Here is a 14,490-nt window from a genome sequence, read left to right on the forward strand (position 1 = left end):
TGCTGCGCCGGACACGTCCGGGCAACGCCGTCCATGGTAGCGCCTCGGGCCCGGTGCTCCGAAACCGACGACGACCGGTCCGGGGTCCAGCGTCAGCGCCGCGCGTCCTCGCGGCCCTCGAGGCCGGTCTCCTGCCCGCTGGCGCGCAGCTCGGCCGCCGCCTGCATCCGTACCTCGCGGGCCTCCCGGACCGCCTCGGCCTGCTTGGCCTCCTTCTTCTCCGTCCCGACGACGTCGCGCGGGGGCAGCAGGATCTCCTCCTCGGCGGCCATGCCGGCGGCGAGCTCGCGGCCACGCTCGATCTCGGCGTCCAGCTCGGCGCCCAGCACCAGCACGTTGTTGATGATGTAAAGCAGCAGCAGCAGGATGATGACACCACCGATGGCGCCGTAGGTGCCGTTGTAGCTGTCCTGCCCACCGAAGCCGGTGAGGTAGATGTAGAAGCCTGCGGCCGCGACGATGGCCGTGAGCACGGCGAGGGCGGCACCCGGGGACAACCAGCGGAAGGACGGGTGCCGGACGTTGGGGGTGCCCCAGTAGAGCAGGCCCACGATGACGACGAGGATGAGCAGGATCACCGGCCACTTGGCGATGTTCCACACCGTCGTGAACGTGCCCGACAGACCGACGGCCCCGAAGATCGCCTCGGACACAGGCCCGGACAGGGTCACCGAGAAGATGATGAGCATGAGCCCGCCGATGAGCACCAGGGTGAGCCCCAGGAGCCAGGGCCGCAGCTTCCACACCGGGCGACCCTCGTCGATCTCGTAGACCTTGTTCATCATCCGGCTGAACGCGTTGACGTAGTTGGAGGCCGACCAGAGGGAGCCGAGCAGGCCGACGACCAGGATGATGCCGCTGCCGCTGGAGTCGGCCATGTTGCCGAGGTAGCCGTTGACCGTCGTGATGGTCTGCTCCTGCATCCCCAGCTGCCCGCCCAGCTCCTCCACCACCTGCTGGGTGCCCCCGCTCTGGCCGAAGAAGGTCAGCAGGGTGGACAGCGCCAGCACCATGGGCGCCAGCGAGAGGATCGCGAAGTAGGTCAGGGCCGCCGCGAGGTCCGGGCCGCCGTCCTCGAGGAACTCGGACACCGTGCGCTTGGCGACGGCCTTCCAGTCGGTCCTGGCCGTGGTCGTCTTCGCCTGGTCGCTGCTCACGCCGTCAGTCTGGCACGCGGGGCCGACCCCGGCAGGACGGATCATCGGCACACCCCCGGCATGCGAGAGGCGCCCTGGCCGGAGCCAGGACGCCTCGCGTGGTGGTGGGTAGTTCACGAAATCCCCTGACCACGGGGTATGCAGACCCTCCGGTCGGGGCGGGTACGTAAGTCGGGCGAGATTTGTACACCCGCACGGCGAACACACTAGAGATGCTCGGCGGAACCGTGCTCAGTCCCTCCGAGCAAGTGTCCCTTGATTGTCAGACCACGGCTTGTGGTGACAGTGCTCGCTCTCACAAGCCTGCGGCTCTAGCACTGTGCCGTCCGAACCCGACACCTCGTGACGCTGGTCCCACCAAAGGGGAAAGACCGTCCTTCGCTGACCGTCGAAGGCAACCACCACACGCCGCGTGTCCACCTGCTCGACGCAGTAGGTCATCGTCACGATCTCCAACTGCTGCGACACATCGTCGTCCAGGCTGTTGACTCGGATCAGGTGTGCCCAGCGCTCCTCAGCGACTTGGCTCAAGCCCTCCTCAGAGAGCGCATGAACAGCAGAGCCACGTCCGTGCGTCCGCTCCAGGCTAAAGACCTCATCTAGAGACAGTTCGTTCAACCGAGCCAGGTATCCCGCAAGGAGATAGAACTGCTCACATCGAGGCTCGGGCCAGGGGAACGGCCCGTCGTGGTCCGCGATGGACCAGTCGAGCGACCATGGCCCGGGCGCGGGCGACAGCAACGGGTAAGAAGCCTTGGCCGGCTTCTTTCTTCGACCCCCCATGAACCAGGACTCACCGAGCCCAGGCCGGGAAGTTGATGTCCTCGACGTGGTGGACAGCCTCGTCCGACTCACTCAGATGGGTGTAGTAGACCTTCATCGACTCATGGGTGATGAACGCTGTGGACTGCTCCCCTGGGGCTGTTTGGCCGCGTGCGATCTTCCAAGGGTCCTCGGCGTGGGTCAACTCACTGAGTTGCGCCGCGCTCATGTTCCCGTAGGAGTCCAGGACCGCCTCCAGGGTTTGTACCTGGTCCTCGCTCAACTTGGCGGGGTTGCCGTGAACGAAGTCCTGCGGGGTCACCTTGTACTTGCCCTTATGCACCCTGAAGAGGGGGTAGACGACAGGACCGTTCGCCCAGGCCTGAATGGGCTCAGCGAAGAGTGGTTCGTCATCCCAGACGAGCGACCAGGCTTGGCCGTAGTACACCAACTTCTGAAGTTTCATGGCAGTCATCTGGCCCTTCTTTCCCAGGATGTAAGCCGCCACATCTGCTGCGTTGACCGTCATGATGCTTCGCCTCCTCCGGCTCTCTCATCGACCAGCGCTCTCCCGCTGGCCCCGACATCAGTATGACGCAGAGCACCCACAGAGTGCAGGAGGTGGGTGACGCTGGCAACTCTTCTCCCGGCGCAGGTCCACTTCTGGCTGTTCTCGCCGCCTGTCAGACCCCTCTGCAAGGGTCTTATCCATGCAGCGCGCGTACACGTCCCTCCATTCCGGAACCGACCACGGGCAGGACCTCGTGACAGCACTGCTGTGGGCACGAGACCACCTGAGGAGCGACCAGCACGTGACGCTGTGGTGCTCTGGTCAAGAGGCGCTACCGAAGGGTTGGGAGGCCCGATTCGTCAGGGAGGGTGTCGAAGTCGTCGCAGAGTGGCCTCGCCGTCGCGGCGGGACCGGCCCAAGGGCCTTCGCCGGTCCACTGGTGGCGGTCGGTTTCAACACGCTGGACACTGTGATCGAGGTCGAGCCGTTCAGACATCCCATGTGTTTCGTGGGAGCGTACGACCCTCGCAACGATGAGCGCTTCGACATGCATGAGGACCACCCTCACGTCAGATGGGTGGAAGCCTTCGAGCCGAGGAACCTGGCTGGACCGATCATCTCGGTCCCGAACCCTTTGATCGAGGACGGTGTGGTGGCCAGCGCCCTGGAGTCCTTCACGGCCATGACCTACGGCGGCAAGACGATGTACGACTCGCGGGACGGAGGCCGAGTTACTTCTGGCTTGATGATGCTGCACCAGAACGGCCACCGCTTCGACCCCGAGCGCCTCTTCTCCGCAGCGTTGCGTGCGGGCTGGAAGGGCTCTCAGGCGTTGTGCTTTCGTAACGTGGCACGCGAGGTGGCGCGAGGCGTTCGCAAGCGCCCCAGCGAGAGGCTCGGGCTCGGATCGCTGGAGCGATGGCGTTCGAAGGCGAGCGAGCAGCACCCGTGTGGCTACCTCTTCCACGACTCGTAGAAGCCGTAGATGTCGAGCACCTTGGCTACCGGCATCCGCCACTCGGTCGCTGCCCCGGTGGTGAAGTCCCATACCGGGTAGCGGTCACGGGCGCGCTCGATCTCGTCCTCGTGCTCGACCCAGACGTCGTAAAGCATCCCGAGGGCATCCGCACCTGCCCGATTCCAGGCCCTTCGCTCGGTCGGGCTCTCGGATAGTCCCTTGAAAGTCTGAACGAAGAAGGTGTCGAACGAGGGGATGCAGCCCCAGACGCCCATCATGACCTTCGAGACGAGGGTCAATCCTGTCCGGTCGGCGGGGATCAGAGCAGCGCGCACTTCGTCCCAGGCGACGTTGAACGCCTCAAGTCGAGCGGTGTCCACATAGTCCGGAACGTCCCATCCGCGCAACGCCTTGTTGTGCTTCTCTATCACCCCGATGACGGCCTGATAGTGAAGTGCGTTCGTCTCGTGGAAGAGGAAGGACGAGCCGCGCAGCATGCCCCAGGAGGCGAGGTAGTAGCACAGGTGCAAGCAGGAGGTCTCCATCACCTGTGTCGGCTCAGGATGGTCCTGGAAGTGCGAGTAGCACAGGTCCCAGGACCGCTCGCGACGGCGTGACGGGGCACGGGAGTCTCCATCTCCACCGAGGAAGCCTTCAACGGCTCGCTCGATGCTTCCAGGCGAGATCGGCTTCATCCTCAGTCCGCCGTCCACGTCGCGCAGTCATAGGTCCCATCCGCACGGAGCAGGACCACATGCACCCTCGCGTCTCGCAGGGCGGTGCGGGTGGCGTTGTGGAGGCTGGCGTAGCGAGGGAAGGCGGGGAAGACGAGCAGACTCTCCCGCTCGGGCTGCGCATCCCGCAGCATCAGCGCAGCGAGGATGCCGTGCGAGAACCAATGACGCGCCTGGGTCGTCGGCTTGGTCTTCTTGGTCTCGTGCGCTCGGCGAGGGTCCACGTACTTGTCGGAGGGGTAGCCCTTGACCTCGGCCCCGAGCAGACGCTCTCCACGTCGGGCCAGCACGTCCACCCCTCGCGACTTCTTCGCGGTGTCCGCCAGCGACTCGATCTCCCAGTCGACTGCGCGAAGGACGTCCGCGAAGACATCCTGGACGGCACCTTCCCACGGCCACGGCTGCATGGCGTGAGGCTACTGCGTTCAGCGACCCGCCCCGTCTGCCTACCGTCGCGCCAGGGCGAGCGGGCTGGTCACAAGGCCCTCGCCAGCCGCATCAGAACCTCGCCCCCCACCCAGAGGCACTGTGTCGGTCCGGCATGGCAGGCTCCGTCCTACGGGCACCGCGCCACGCGGAGCCGACAACAAGATACCGACATCAATGGATGCTAAGGTCGACGCTATAACGTCGACTCTAGCCGGGGAGGCCACCATGACCGCAGCAGTACGCCAGCGTCGCCCACACAACGAACTGAAGAACGCTATGCGCGACTTCCTTCGCGGCAGAGGCGAACCCGCGAGTATCGCTGAGATCAAGTCCGGCGTCGAAGGCGTGGTAGGAAGGGCACCCGACTCCTCCTACAGGAGCGCCCTTCAGGACGAGCGCTACTTTCTCCGGGTCGCACGCGGAGTGTTCGAGTCCAATGAGTAGGCAGTTGGCTCTCACCGGCCTGGAGAGCATCGAAAGCCTGTCCGACCTCACGGCCCTCTGCTTCGGTCTAGGTGCGGACAGTATCGGCACCATCACTCAGAGTGAGCGGTCTTTGTCGCGCACTCAGGCGTCATCGGGGCTGATCGAACAGGCACGTCAGGCGATTGTGGGGGGTCAGGACTTCCTGGGCGACACCTACTGCGCGCTGAAGTCGGTCGAGGCCCGACGTCCTGAGGGTCAGACCTACACCCCAGCCAGCATTGTTCAAACGATGCTCGCATGGGCCGGCGATCAGACGACTCCAGCCCGCATCGTTGACCCCGGAGTGGGTTCCGGGCGATACGCACTGGCCGCAGCCCAGAAGTTCCCGGAGGCCCACGTGGTAGCGGCAGACACTGACCCCCTCGCCCTGCTGATGACTCGCGCGACGGCAGCAGTGCTCGGAGTTGGGGAGCGTCTGGACCTTGTGCTGGGCGACTACCGATCACTCACGCTCCCGCAGATCGGTGGGCCCACCCTGTTCATCGGGAACCCGCCCTACGTACGCCATCATCAGATAGATCATGGCTGGAAGCGCTGGTTCCTTGACAAGGCGAGAACGAAAGGACTGGGAGCAAGCGCGCTCGCGGGCCTACACGTGCATTTCTTCCTCGCGACGGCCCTGCACGCACGCGCAGGCGATTACGGTGCCTTCATCACCAGCAGTGAGTGGCTGGACGTGAACTACGGCAAGTTGATGCGGGAACTGCTCGTGTCGGACTTCGGCGCAGACTCGATCCACGTACTTGACCCTGAATCTGCGCCGTTTGCCGATGCCCAGGTCACCGGCACGATCACCTGCTTCAAGGTTGGGGAACAGCCGGAATCAGTCAAGATGCGGCAGGTCTCATCCATCGCGGAACTCGGGACCCTGGCCGAGGGACGCGAGGTCTCACGCGCTCGACTCAGCGAATCCACCAGGTGGTCTGTCTTCACACGGGTCTCCCCCACCCTTCCTGAGGGGTACATCGAACTAGGTGAGTTGGCTCGCGTGCATCGTGGGGCCGTGACAGGCGCAAACAAGGTGTGGGTGCGACGAGACGGCGAGACATCACTCCCTGCCAGCGTGCTGTTCCCTTCCGTGACCAAAGCCCGTGAACTCTTCACCGCTGGAGATCGGCTACGGGTGAAGGACGGCCTACGAGTAGTGATCGACCTCCCACAGGACCTCGACGCCTTCGCTGATGACGAGCGCCACGAGATCGAGCGCTTTCTGTCCGAAGCCAAGAAGGCTCACGTTGACGAGGGGTACATCGCCTCATCGCGGAAGAGTTGGTACAGCGTTGGCCTACGTGCCCCCGCTCCGATCCTCGCGACCTACATGGCGCGACGCCCGCCCGCGTTCGTGCGTAACGACGTGGCCGCCAGACACATTAACATTGCTCACGGTCTATACCCCCGTGAGGACATGTCTGAGGAACTTCTGGACAACCTTGCGCGCTACCTGCGTGGGTCAGTGCGGACTAGCCAGGGACGGACCTACGCAGGCGGGCTGACCAAGTTCGAACCGAGGGAGATGGAGCGCCTTCCCGTTCCCGCCCCCGAGACTCTCTTCGAGATTGGGGCGCTCTGACTTAGGCTGGGAGACATGGCCCACAGCCCAGCCCCCAGGTGGTCTCAAGACCAACTCGCAGAGCACGCCGCCATGGCGGTCCGGGACTTCAGGGACGTTCGCATGCACGAACCCTTGGAGCAGTACCTGGAGACGTTTGATCAGTACCGCACGGCAGTGGAGAACCTCATCGAGGGCACGGTGGACTTGTCGCGGCTCAGCGATGAGGCCGTCGAGTACGTGACCGATCCGCATCTCCTGACTGCTGTCCGCTACCTTGCTTCCCCAGCGGTGAGCGAAGACGACCTGAAGATTCTGGCGGAGGCCGTCCTTAGTCCCGGACGGCTGCGCAAGGACCCTGAGATGGCGAAGCGAGTGATCGAGACCGTGATGCTCGGCCTGGACCGGAATCGGTTCCCGTGGGTCAGTGAGGACCGGGAACCAAGCCAGGCCGAGCGCGAGATGGCCATCATCTCCACCACCGCTCTCATCGCCACGCAGCGCGTTCAGACGGACAGGCGAAACAGCGCCAAGAACGTCCAGGAGGACGCAGTAGCCGAGTACCTCCTATCCATCGGTTTGACACAGGTGGCGAACCGTTCCGTACGCACAGCACGCGATCTCCCGTCGCCGGGCGAGTTCTGCCGGGAGAGTTTGTTCGGCAGTCGAAAGGCCGACCTCATCGTCAGCCTGTGGGATGGCCGCGCGATGCCGACCGAGTGCAAGGTCAGCAACTCGTCCACGAACAGCGTCAAGCGCTTGAACAACGACGCGGCGAAGAAGGCGAAGACCTGGAACGAAGAGTTTGGTTCGGCCAACACCGTGCCCGCGGCGGTACTTTCTGGAGTCTTCAAGGTGCATAATCTGGAGCAGGCCCAGGCAGATGACCTGACCATCTTCTGGGCCCATGACCTAGAGGCCATGGGCGCTTTCATCGAGAGCACACTCTCCTGACAGAGGCGACCACACCTGCGTCCGCCCAACCCTCGAACGTCTGGGGGTAGTTCTGCCGCTCACCCTGCCCCGCCCGCAGAGCCTCCCGCGCAAGACGCCTGTCCTCCCGCTCGTCGGCAGCGATCCGAGCCTCCAGATCGGCCATCCAGTCCGGCAGAGGCTCTGGCCCGCTCACACGTCCACCAGGTGATCGAGGTGGTGGGCTTGGAGACGCTGTGCGGCCTCAAAGGCCGTCAGGTCGCCTGAGCGCACTGCCTGCTCGGCCCACTCGCGCTCCGCCCAGAAGGCGGCGTAGCGCTCGTTGAGGTTCCAGCAGATGCGGCGGTTGTTCTCTCGCAACTGGCGGACGACGAAGATGACCGAACCGGGAAGCCAGCCAGTGAGGACGGCGGCGATGAACGCGCCCATCACGGCTCCAAGGATGTCCATGGGGAGCGGCCACTCGGGGTCGGCCAGGCCGAAGACGAGCATGAAGATGCTCACCGGGACGGCGACGACGGCCATGCCCAGGGCGAGGCTGGTGACGACCCGCAGCGGTAGCGAGCGCTTCTTCTGCGTGAGCGGTAGGACGGGCTGCGCGGACGGCAGGTGGCCGTCCCGCCCGAGCACGAAGAGGTCCTGCTCGATCTGCGCGTTCATGGTCTGCGCGGCCCTCTCGAAGGCTCGGTTCGCGGCTCCGACAGTTGCGCCGAACATCCCGGCTCCGAGGCCGAGTGCTGCTCCGCTACTGGCTTTCATGGCTCACTCCTTGATCTGGTTTGCGGTGACGATGGCGTCTTCGGGGTCCCAGTGGATGGCGATGTCGCCGTCCATGACGCCTATGGGCAGCCGTGCCCCTTCAGCCAGATCAGACACCACGGGCTCGCCGGACGGCGGCAGGTCCACGAAGCGCGTCTCGTTGGCTCCTTGGTGGGCGACCCCGAATGCTCGCCCCGAGTCCGTAATGGCGTGCAGAATCACGCGACGCTCACCCTCGCCGCCACCGACGCACTCCACGTCGCCGTTGGCGTCGATGCGCATGGAGTCGAGGACGCCCCACTCACGACCTGGGCTGGTGACGAACTGCGTGGGTGTCGGTGGATCGCACTCTGCGTTGGAGAGCACCTCCCCGGTCTCGACGTCCAGCACCTGCAACATGCCCTCGCCGTAGGGGGCAGCGAAGCGCACCAGCAGAAGGTCCTCGGCGTTGCTGGCTTCGATGGCTCCGATCTCGAACTCTGGCCCTGGGGCGAGGTCCTCCGAGTCGTAGGACTCCCCGGCGTACCGCTCGGGAGCCTCCTCGGTGCCGCCGCTGAGTGTGAAGGCGTGATCTCCGACCGTCACCACACCCACGAGGTCGTCGGTCGCCGGGAGTGCCTCCACCTCCCCGGAGGCAGTGACCGCGACCGCCTCGCGCTCACCAGGGTCGGATCGAACCACGAAGCCGAGACCCATCCCACCGATCTGAGGCAGGCTGCTCTCGTCACCGGGCACCGTGACCTCCTCGATCACGGTTCCCGAGGCGATGTCGAGCAGAGTCACCCGTACTTCCTGAGTGTCGGCGTCCAGGCCTTCGCCGTCAGACCTACCACCATCGACCACTGCGATGACCTCTGGCGCGACCTGACGCAACAGCGGGTAAGGCGAGCCCGGATTCCGTTCGTCGCCGGTGAAGGCCTCCCAGCCCCGCGACCACGCTTCCTGGCCCTCCGCGTCCAGGGCACGCACCTGCGTCCCGTCGAGCACCACGACCCGCTCGGCAGTCACAACAGGCGTCCACGGAGCCTCCTGAAGCCCGAGCGTGATCCCCCAGGCAGGCTCCGCGAAGACCTCCGCCACCGGCAGCGAGACAGCGGGCTCCGATGGTTCTGCGGTGCTGGTCGTGACGGCCTGCGCGTCTGCCGTGCTCGGGGTCGAGTCCCCTCCAGAGGCGCTCGAACAAGCGGAAACCGTAACGAGCGTTACGGCCATCAGCGTGGCGGTGCGGGTGTGAGTCATAGGTGAGTCCTCCCTGCGCACTGGCGTGACCGCCCCAAGGGGGACCGTCAAGTGGTGAGACACCCTCAGTGAAGCACCTTTGACCAGATTGGTGCAAGGGCTTGTACTGTGCTCGCTGCCGAAAACCAGTGGGCTATCCCGGTGAGCATCTTCCCGGTCCCTGAGCCCGAACTTGACCGCCTACCTGCGATCTTCTCCGAGCGGAAGACGGCCAGCGGGCTGTCCTACGACCAACTCGCGAACCGCAGTGGCCTGACGAGGACGACACTGATGAACGTCGCGCACGGGCGCTACCACGGTGACCTCCGTACCTGGTTGCGGCTGTCGAAAGCCTGGCAGATCAGCCTGGACGAGTTGCTCGCGCCCGTTTGGGAGGGCAAAGCAGGCGAAAAGGCCAAGTGAGCCGCCCTGGCGCGAGTCCTTCCAGCCGGAACGCGAAGCCCTGGCAGGTGCTGAACTCGATCTCTCCACGCTCCAGAGACATGGCCTTCGCGGGACGAGGCAACTGGCACAAGCCTGTCGAGTCTCTGCCGCTCGCCGTGCGCATCGCCCTGGCGGTGGCCCGTGCCTTGTTCGATGAGGTGGATGCGCGGCAGTTCGATGACTCAGACGGCTCGACCTACCGCATCGAGGCCTGGGAGAGGCTCGGGCGAGAGGTCGATATCAGTGAGCGATCACTACGGCGTCTGGAGGCGGGCGAACGGTGGGTCTCCCTCCCCGAACTCGACCGCCTGGCCCGCCATCACACCGTGGGCAAGCGCCTCCGAAAGACCCTTGCGTCCATGAAGGTGAACCTGCTACACCCTGGGCCAAATCTGGCCAGTGACGGCGGATCACCCGCCCGCCCCGTCACCGTGGAAGACATGAGCAACGACACCCGCGCCGTACTGGAGCGAGAGGTACGAGAGCGGATCGACCGCTTGGTCCGTGCGCAGGCGTCGGAACCACCTGGCGCCGAAGAGGTCGACTGGCGTCGTGTGGAGTGGGCCATTCAGGTGCCACGGTCTACCCCGGAGCCCACGCCGGACTTGGCGCTAGAACTGAAGATTCGAGGACTGAGCATCACGCAGTTGGTGCGGACAGTCCTCGCCGAGACTGCTGGCCCGACCCGGGTCAGCACCATCTGGAGCGGGGTGAACCGCATCGTGCAAACACTGCATGAAGATCGCGGCATGCCCCTGATCCAGGCCCACCGTCGTCAGATCACCGAAGCACTGACCTACCTGCGCGCTCGCGGAGAGGTCCACTCCGACGACGGATTGCACACCCTCATCAGAAAGGACTGACCACCAACCATGAAGACGCGCCCTTGGGCGCGCGCACATGAAGAAACCCCCACGCTCTGCGAACGCGAGGGCTACTTCGTAGGTTTTGGAACCACCTACAAGATAGCCGCATCGCTCAACCAGATCAAGGGTTCAGCCTTCTGCCGCGCGTCGATCCCGTCCTGCCCTGATCTCCGGCCCAGGCCACAGATCTCGGCCCAGCCACTCCTCCAGCCGTGCGATGGCACCGAAGTCGGGGAGCACCTCGCCGTCGAGCGTGCGCTCGATGGTCTTGCGGCTCACCTGAGCCTCGCGCTCCACAGCCCGCAGCGAGAGGCCGTCACCGTCATCGAGGGCTTGCCGCAGTCGCAGCACGAACTGCTGAGCGTAGGCCGCCGAGACCGGCGCGCCCTTCTTCAGCCGTCCAGTCGGCCACGACCCCCGCGCAACGTACTCCCGTGGCGCGGCGTCACCTCCGGACCTGGGCATGACTACAGCCTAGGTCAGCAGCAGGCTTGCCATGTCAGCGTCAGCCTTTACTATAGTGGGCACGGGTCTTATAAGACCCATCACCGACTGGGAGCCTGGGTATGCCGAAGCATCGCGTCATCGGAGGTCGCATCGTGACGACTCCCGAAGAGGTCTTCGCGCACTATCGCCCGAGGCCGCATCTCGTAGACCCCGCCGTCTGGACCAAGGTCCGCCCCTCCGCCGTCGAGGCAACCCGAGCCGCCGACTACGTGAGCGTCGCCTCGGCGCTCAACGCCATGAGCGCCGTCACCCACTTCTTGGTGTGGACGCACGGGCAAGGGCTCGGCCTCGAACTGGAGAAGTGCTTCCTGCCGGAGCACGTCGAGCACTACTGCGCGAGCACGATGCAGTCCCTGTCTCCGGAGTCCCGTTCGACCCGTCGCGGCTACCTCCGCAGAGTCGGTCGGGCCTGTACCAAAGATGCTCCGTGGCCCGCTGAGCCGAAACCGTTCTCGGGCAACAACACAATCCTCCCGCCCTACACGCCGGAGGAGGTCGAAGGATTCTGGAAGGCTGCGGAGGCGCAGAGCACCCCGCTGCGCACTCGTGTCGCCCTCGCCATGCTGACGCTGGGCCTCGGGGCTGGTGTCCAGCCCGGCGAAATGTTGCGGGTAACTGCCGACCACGTGAGCATCCACCCTGACGACCACCGCCTCATGGTGATCCGCCTAGAGTCCAGAACCACCCCGGTGCTGGCGAAGTACACCAACCGGCTCCGGGACCTGTGCTCCCGCTATCCCGAGGAGCCGCTGGTCGGCAAGCACCGACCTACGGCGAAGGACCCGCTGGGCACGCTTCGGCAGGACGTGGCCTGGCCGGGCTGGCTTCCCCGGTTCCGCGTCTCTCGCCTGCGCACCACCTGGATGGCGGACGTGCTCACCCTCGACCTGCGTATCAGCGAGTTCATGGTGATCGCAGGCAACGTCTCGTCCAAGTCGCTGGAGGTCATCGCCCCCGATGTCCCTGGCCGTTGGGAGGGCGACGCCTATCTGTTCAAGGGGGCGGGACTGTGAAGCAGCACGATCCCGTTACCGAGCACGTCTTCCGTCGAGCCGTCGCCGCCGTCCACGCCGGAACCCTCGCGAACATCGTGCAGCAGGACATGACGTCCACGGTGGGACGCAGCAGGTCCCAGCGTTGGGACGCCATGTTCGTGCTCTTCATGGTCGCGGCCATCGAAGGCTACGGAGAACTGCACCTGACGTCCGTGCATGAGGTCAGCGAACGCCTGAGCCGGAAGCAGGTCGAGCAGATCGGACTGCGGTTGCCCGTCACCTACAGCCAGGTGGAGAGCGCCGTCTCGGACCTCGCGGACGCCATGACCGAACAGGTGCACCCTGAGACCGGCGAGGTTCAGGAAGCGAGACTCTCCCTCTCCCTGACCGACTTCATGACGAGCCTGGTCTCACAGGTCATTCCTCGCCCACTGCGTGGACGAGCGACGCTGGCCCTGGACTCCACGGACTACGAGGCCTGGTCGAGAAGACGGTCCTGGGCCAGCCACATGAGACCTGACGACGCGCCCGGGTCACTACCCGAGCCGGACTTCGAGCCGCCGAGGAAGCGCGCCGTGAACGAGCCCGGGTGGCCCAAGCCTGGTCACGACGGCAGGCTTCAGCACAGCGTCGATCCAGACGCGCGCGATGGCTACCGCAGCGGGAAGAACCTCGCCCGCAAAGGCATCTTCTCCGGCTGGGACGTCCACCTGGCGGCGCACATTCCCGAGCACGGAGGGCATTCCGAGGCTGCGCTCACCCAAGCGGTGTGCCTCGCTCCGGCAGGCTCCTACAAGGCGGCGGCTGGCGTGGAGGTCGTCGACTCGCTCGTCCGTGCCGGAACGGCACCGGAGACGCTTCTGGTGGACCGGGGCTACTCCTACGCCAAGCAGGACGCCTGGGCACTTCCCCTGGTCGAGCGTGACGTGGAGCAGGTCTTCGACCTGCACCCCTCGCAGCGCGGCACCCGACCCGGGCCGATCAACGGCACGATCTGGGTGGACGGTGGCCTGTTCCTGGACCACCTCCCGAAGGACCTGCGCGACCTCCCGGGCTACAGCCTCGGGATGACCGCCACGGCGAAGGCACAACTCGCGCAGACCTACGACCGACGTCAGCCCTGGGCGTTCACACCCATGGGCGGGCCACACCCAGAGCGAGGCACGCAGCGCTTCCGAGGTCCGGCCTTGGCTGGACGAGTGCGCTGCGTCAATAACAGCCGCTCGATGCGCCTGAACCCCGCGAGCAAGCCGACTACCTCCTGCCGGAAGGGTGAGACCTGCGCCTGCGGGAAGACGCTCACCCTTGCCCGGGAGGAGATGGCCCAACTGCGGCAGCGGGACCTGTTCGGGACCACAGCCTGGCGGGCGTCCTACGGTCGGCGCGGTGGAGTCGAGTCGCTCAACGCCTCACTCTCCGAGCACCACGGGCACCTGAGGCGCGGCTCCACCCGCGTGCTCGGCACGCACCGGACCGGCATCCTGCTCGGGTTCATCCTGGCCGCGACAAACGTGCGCATCCTGATGGCCTGCTACGGCTACGACATCGGGAACCCTCCACCGGAGGGCACCGAGATCAAGTCGCAGCCGTCGAAGAGCCAGGCACTGCACCGGAGGCTCCCGTTCAAGCGCCGCCAGCGCCGGGCGAAGAGCCGACCACCCGGGTCGGGCCCGCCCCGCTCCGTACCACCCCCGGGCAGCAGCACCGCCTGGGAGCCGCTGAAGGACAACACCAAGACCGACTGACCGCCCCAGGCCGATAGCCCCTGCCCCGCATCCCGCGAGGCAGGGGCTTCATCATGCCTATCCGCGCTGGCCGGTCGGTGGTCCGCGCTCGCCGGTCGCCCGAGCGAGCCCGTGACAGCACTACAACTCACGTGAACAACAGACGGCGAAACCCCTGGTCAGAAGCGATCTGACCAGGGGTTTCGTGAACTCAGGTGGCAGTTCATCGCGAACTACCCGTGGTGCGCCCACAGGGACTCGAACCCCGAACCCGCTGATTAAGAGTCAGCTGCTCTGCCAATTGAGCTATAGGCGCGCAACAGCGGTGAACTCTACCACCGGGTCGAGCGGGCGACGAAATCCTCGCGGGTCGGTGGACTGAGCGTCGATCTGCTGCCGCGGCACACGTTCCCCGGTCGGTCGCCCGCGGTGACCGTGCTTCTGCTGCCGGGGCAGCG

At 65.5% G+C, this 14,490-nt stretch carries 14 protein-coding genes and 1 tRNA gene; 7 read left to right on the forward strand and 8 right to left on the reverse strand.

Annotation, left to right across the window (positions count from 1 at the left end; genetic code table 11):
* Nucleotides 1-92: 92 nt before the first annotated feature.
* Nucleotides 93-1,157 carry a YihY/virulence factor BrkB family protein gene (locus tag AVL62_RS05885; protein WP_235585569.1) on the reverse strand — a complete coding sequence of 355 codons (1,065 nt, stop codon included), beginning with the start codon at nucleotides 1,155-1,157 and terminating at the stop codon, nucleotides 93-95.
* A 793-nt stretch (nucleotides 1,158-1,950) separates the two neighbouring features.
* Nucleotides 1,951-2,448: a Panacea domain-containing protein gene (locus tag AVL62_RS05895; protein WP_083518738.1), complete on the reverse strand. Its 498-nt coding sequence runs from the start codon at nucleotides 2,446-2,448 to the stop codon at nucleotides 1,951-1,953.
* A 181-nt stretch (nucleotides 2,449-2,629) separates the two neighbouring features.
* Here AVL62_RS05895 and AVL62_RS05900 point away from each other — a divergent pair, with 181 nt between their 5' ends.
* Nucleotides 2,630-3,406 carry a hypothetical protein gene (locus AVL62_RS05900; protein ID WP_058890733.1) on the forward strand — a complete coding sequence of 259 codons (777 nt, stop codon included), beginning with the start codon at nucleotides 2,630-2,632 and terminating at the stop codon, nucleotides 3,404-3,406.
* Here AVL62_RS05900 and AVL62_RS05905 read toward each other — a convergent pair.
* Nucleotides 3,385-4,083 carry a hypothetical protein gene (locus AVL62_RS05905; protein ID WP_161937848.1) on the reverse strand — a complete coding sequence of 233 codons (699 nt, stop codon included), beginning with the start codon at nucleotides 4,081-4,083 and terminating at the stop codon, nucleotides 3,385-3,387. The genes AVL62_RS05900 and AVL62_RS05905 overlap by 22 nt on opposite strands.
* A gap of 2 nt (nucleotides 4,084-4,085) precedes the next feature.
* Nucleotides 4,086-4,529 (reverse strand): hypothetical protein, encoded by a 444-nt coding sequence (locus AVL62_RS05910; protein WP_058890735.1) that lies wholly within the window; start codon nucleotides 4,527-4,529, stop codon nucleotides 4,086-4,088.
* A 470-nt stretch (nucleotides 4,530-4,999) separates the two neighbouring features.
* Here AVL62_RS05910 and AVL62_RS05915 point away from each other — a divergent pair, with 470 nt between their 5' ends.
* Nucleotides 5,000-6,607, forward strand: coding sequence for an Eco57I restriction-modification methylase domain-containing protein (locus tag AVL62_RS05915; RefSeq protein WP_201023211.1), 1,608 nt, complete (start codon nucleotides 5,000-5,002; stop codon nucleotides 6,605-6,607).
* Nucleotides 6,608-6,709: 102 nt separating this feature from the next.
* Nucleotides 6,710-7,540 (forward strand): XamI family restriction endonuclease, encoded by an 831-nt coding sequence (locus AVL62_RS05920; RefSeq protein WP_201023212.1) that lies wholly within the window; start codon nucleotides 6,710-6,712, stop codon nucleotides 7,538-7,540.
* Between the two features lie 171 nt (nucleotides 7,541-7,711).
* Here the strand turns inward: AVL62_RS05920 and AVL62_RS05925 are convergent, their stop codons facing one another.
* On the reverse strand, nucleotides 7,712-8,278 hold the full coding sequence (locus AVL62_RS05925; protein WP_153011690.1) for a hypothetical protein: 567 nt from the start codon (nucleotides 8,276-8,278) through the stop codon (nucleotides 7,712-7,714).
* Between the two features lie 3 nt (nucleotides 8,279-8,281).
* Entirely contained in the window at nucleotides 8,282-9,517 is a 1,236-nt protein-coding gene (locus AVL62_RS05930) for a hypothetical protein (protein ID WP_058890739.1), read from the reverse strand.
* Nucleotides 9,518-9,658: 141 nt separating this feature from the next.
* On the opposite strand from AVL62_RS05930, the gene AVL62_RS05935 reads away from it, so the two are divergent.
* The gene (locus AVL62_RS05935; RefSeq protein ID WP_075820253.1) at nucleotides 9,659-9,919 is read left to right on the forward strand and encodes a helix-turn-helix transcriptional regulator; all 261 of its coding nucleotides are present in this window, start codon (nucleotides 9,659-9,661) and stop codon (nucleotides 9,917-9,919) included.
* Nucleotides 9,920-9,999: 80 nt separating this feature from the next.
* Complete coding sequence (locus AVL62_RS05940) at nucleotides 10,000-10,803, forward strand: hypothetical protein (RefSeq protein ID WP_058890740.1); 804 nt, start codon at nucleotides 10,000-10,002, stop codon at nucleotides 10,801-10,803.
* Between the two features lie 132 nt (nucleotides 10,804-10,935).
* Here AVL62_RS05940 and AVL62_RS05945 read toward each other — a convergent pair whose 3' ends face one another.
* On the reverse strand, nucleotides 10,936-11,271 hold the full coding sequence (locus tag AVL62_RS05945; RefSeq protein ID WP_058890741.1) for a helix-turn-helix domain-containing protein: 336 nt from the start codon (nucleotides 11,269-11,271) through the stop codon (nucleotides 10,936-10,938).
* A gap of 101 nt (nucleotides 11,272-11,372) precedes the next feature.
* Here AVL62_RS05945 and AVL62_RS05950 point away from each other — a divergent pair, with 101 nt between their 5' ends.
* Nucleotides 11,373-12,326, forward strand: a complete 954-nt coding sequence (locus AVL62_RS05950) for a hypothetical protein (RefSeq protein ID WP_153011691.1) — start codon at nucleotides 11,373-11,375, stop codon at nucleotides 12,324-12,326.
* Nucleotides 12,323-14,053 (forward strand): hypothetical protein, encoded by a 1,731-nt coding sequence (locus AVL62_RS05955; RefSeq protein ID WP_058890743.1) that lies wholly within the window; start codon nucleotides 12,323-12,325, stop codon nucleotides 14,051-14,053. Before AVL62_RS05950 ends, AVL62_RS05955 begins: the two co-directional genes overlap by 4 nt.
* 219 nt (nucleotides 14,054-14,272) lie before the next feature.
* Here the strand turns inward: AVL62_RS05955 and AVL62_RS05960 are convergent.
* Nucleotides 14,273-14,348 (reverse strand) — tRNA-Lys (locus AVL62_RS05960).
* Between the last annotated feature and the right edge of the window lie 142 nt (nucleotides 14,349-14,490).

This window comes from Serinicoccus chungangensis (genome assembly GCF_001483745.1).
In the GTDB taxonomy this organism is placed as follows: domain Bacteria; phylum Actinomycetota; class Actinomycetes; order Actinomycetales; family Dermatophilaceae; genus Ornithinicoccus; species Ornithinicoccus chungangensis_A.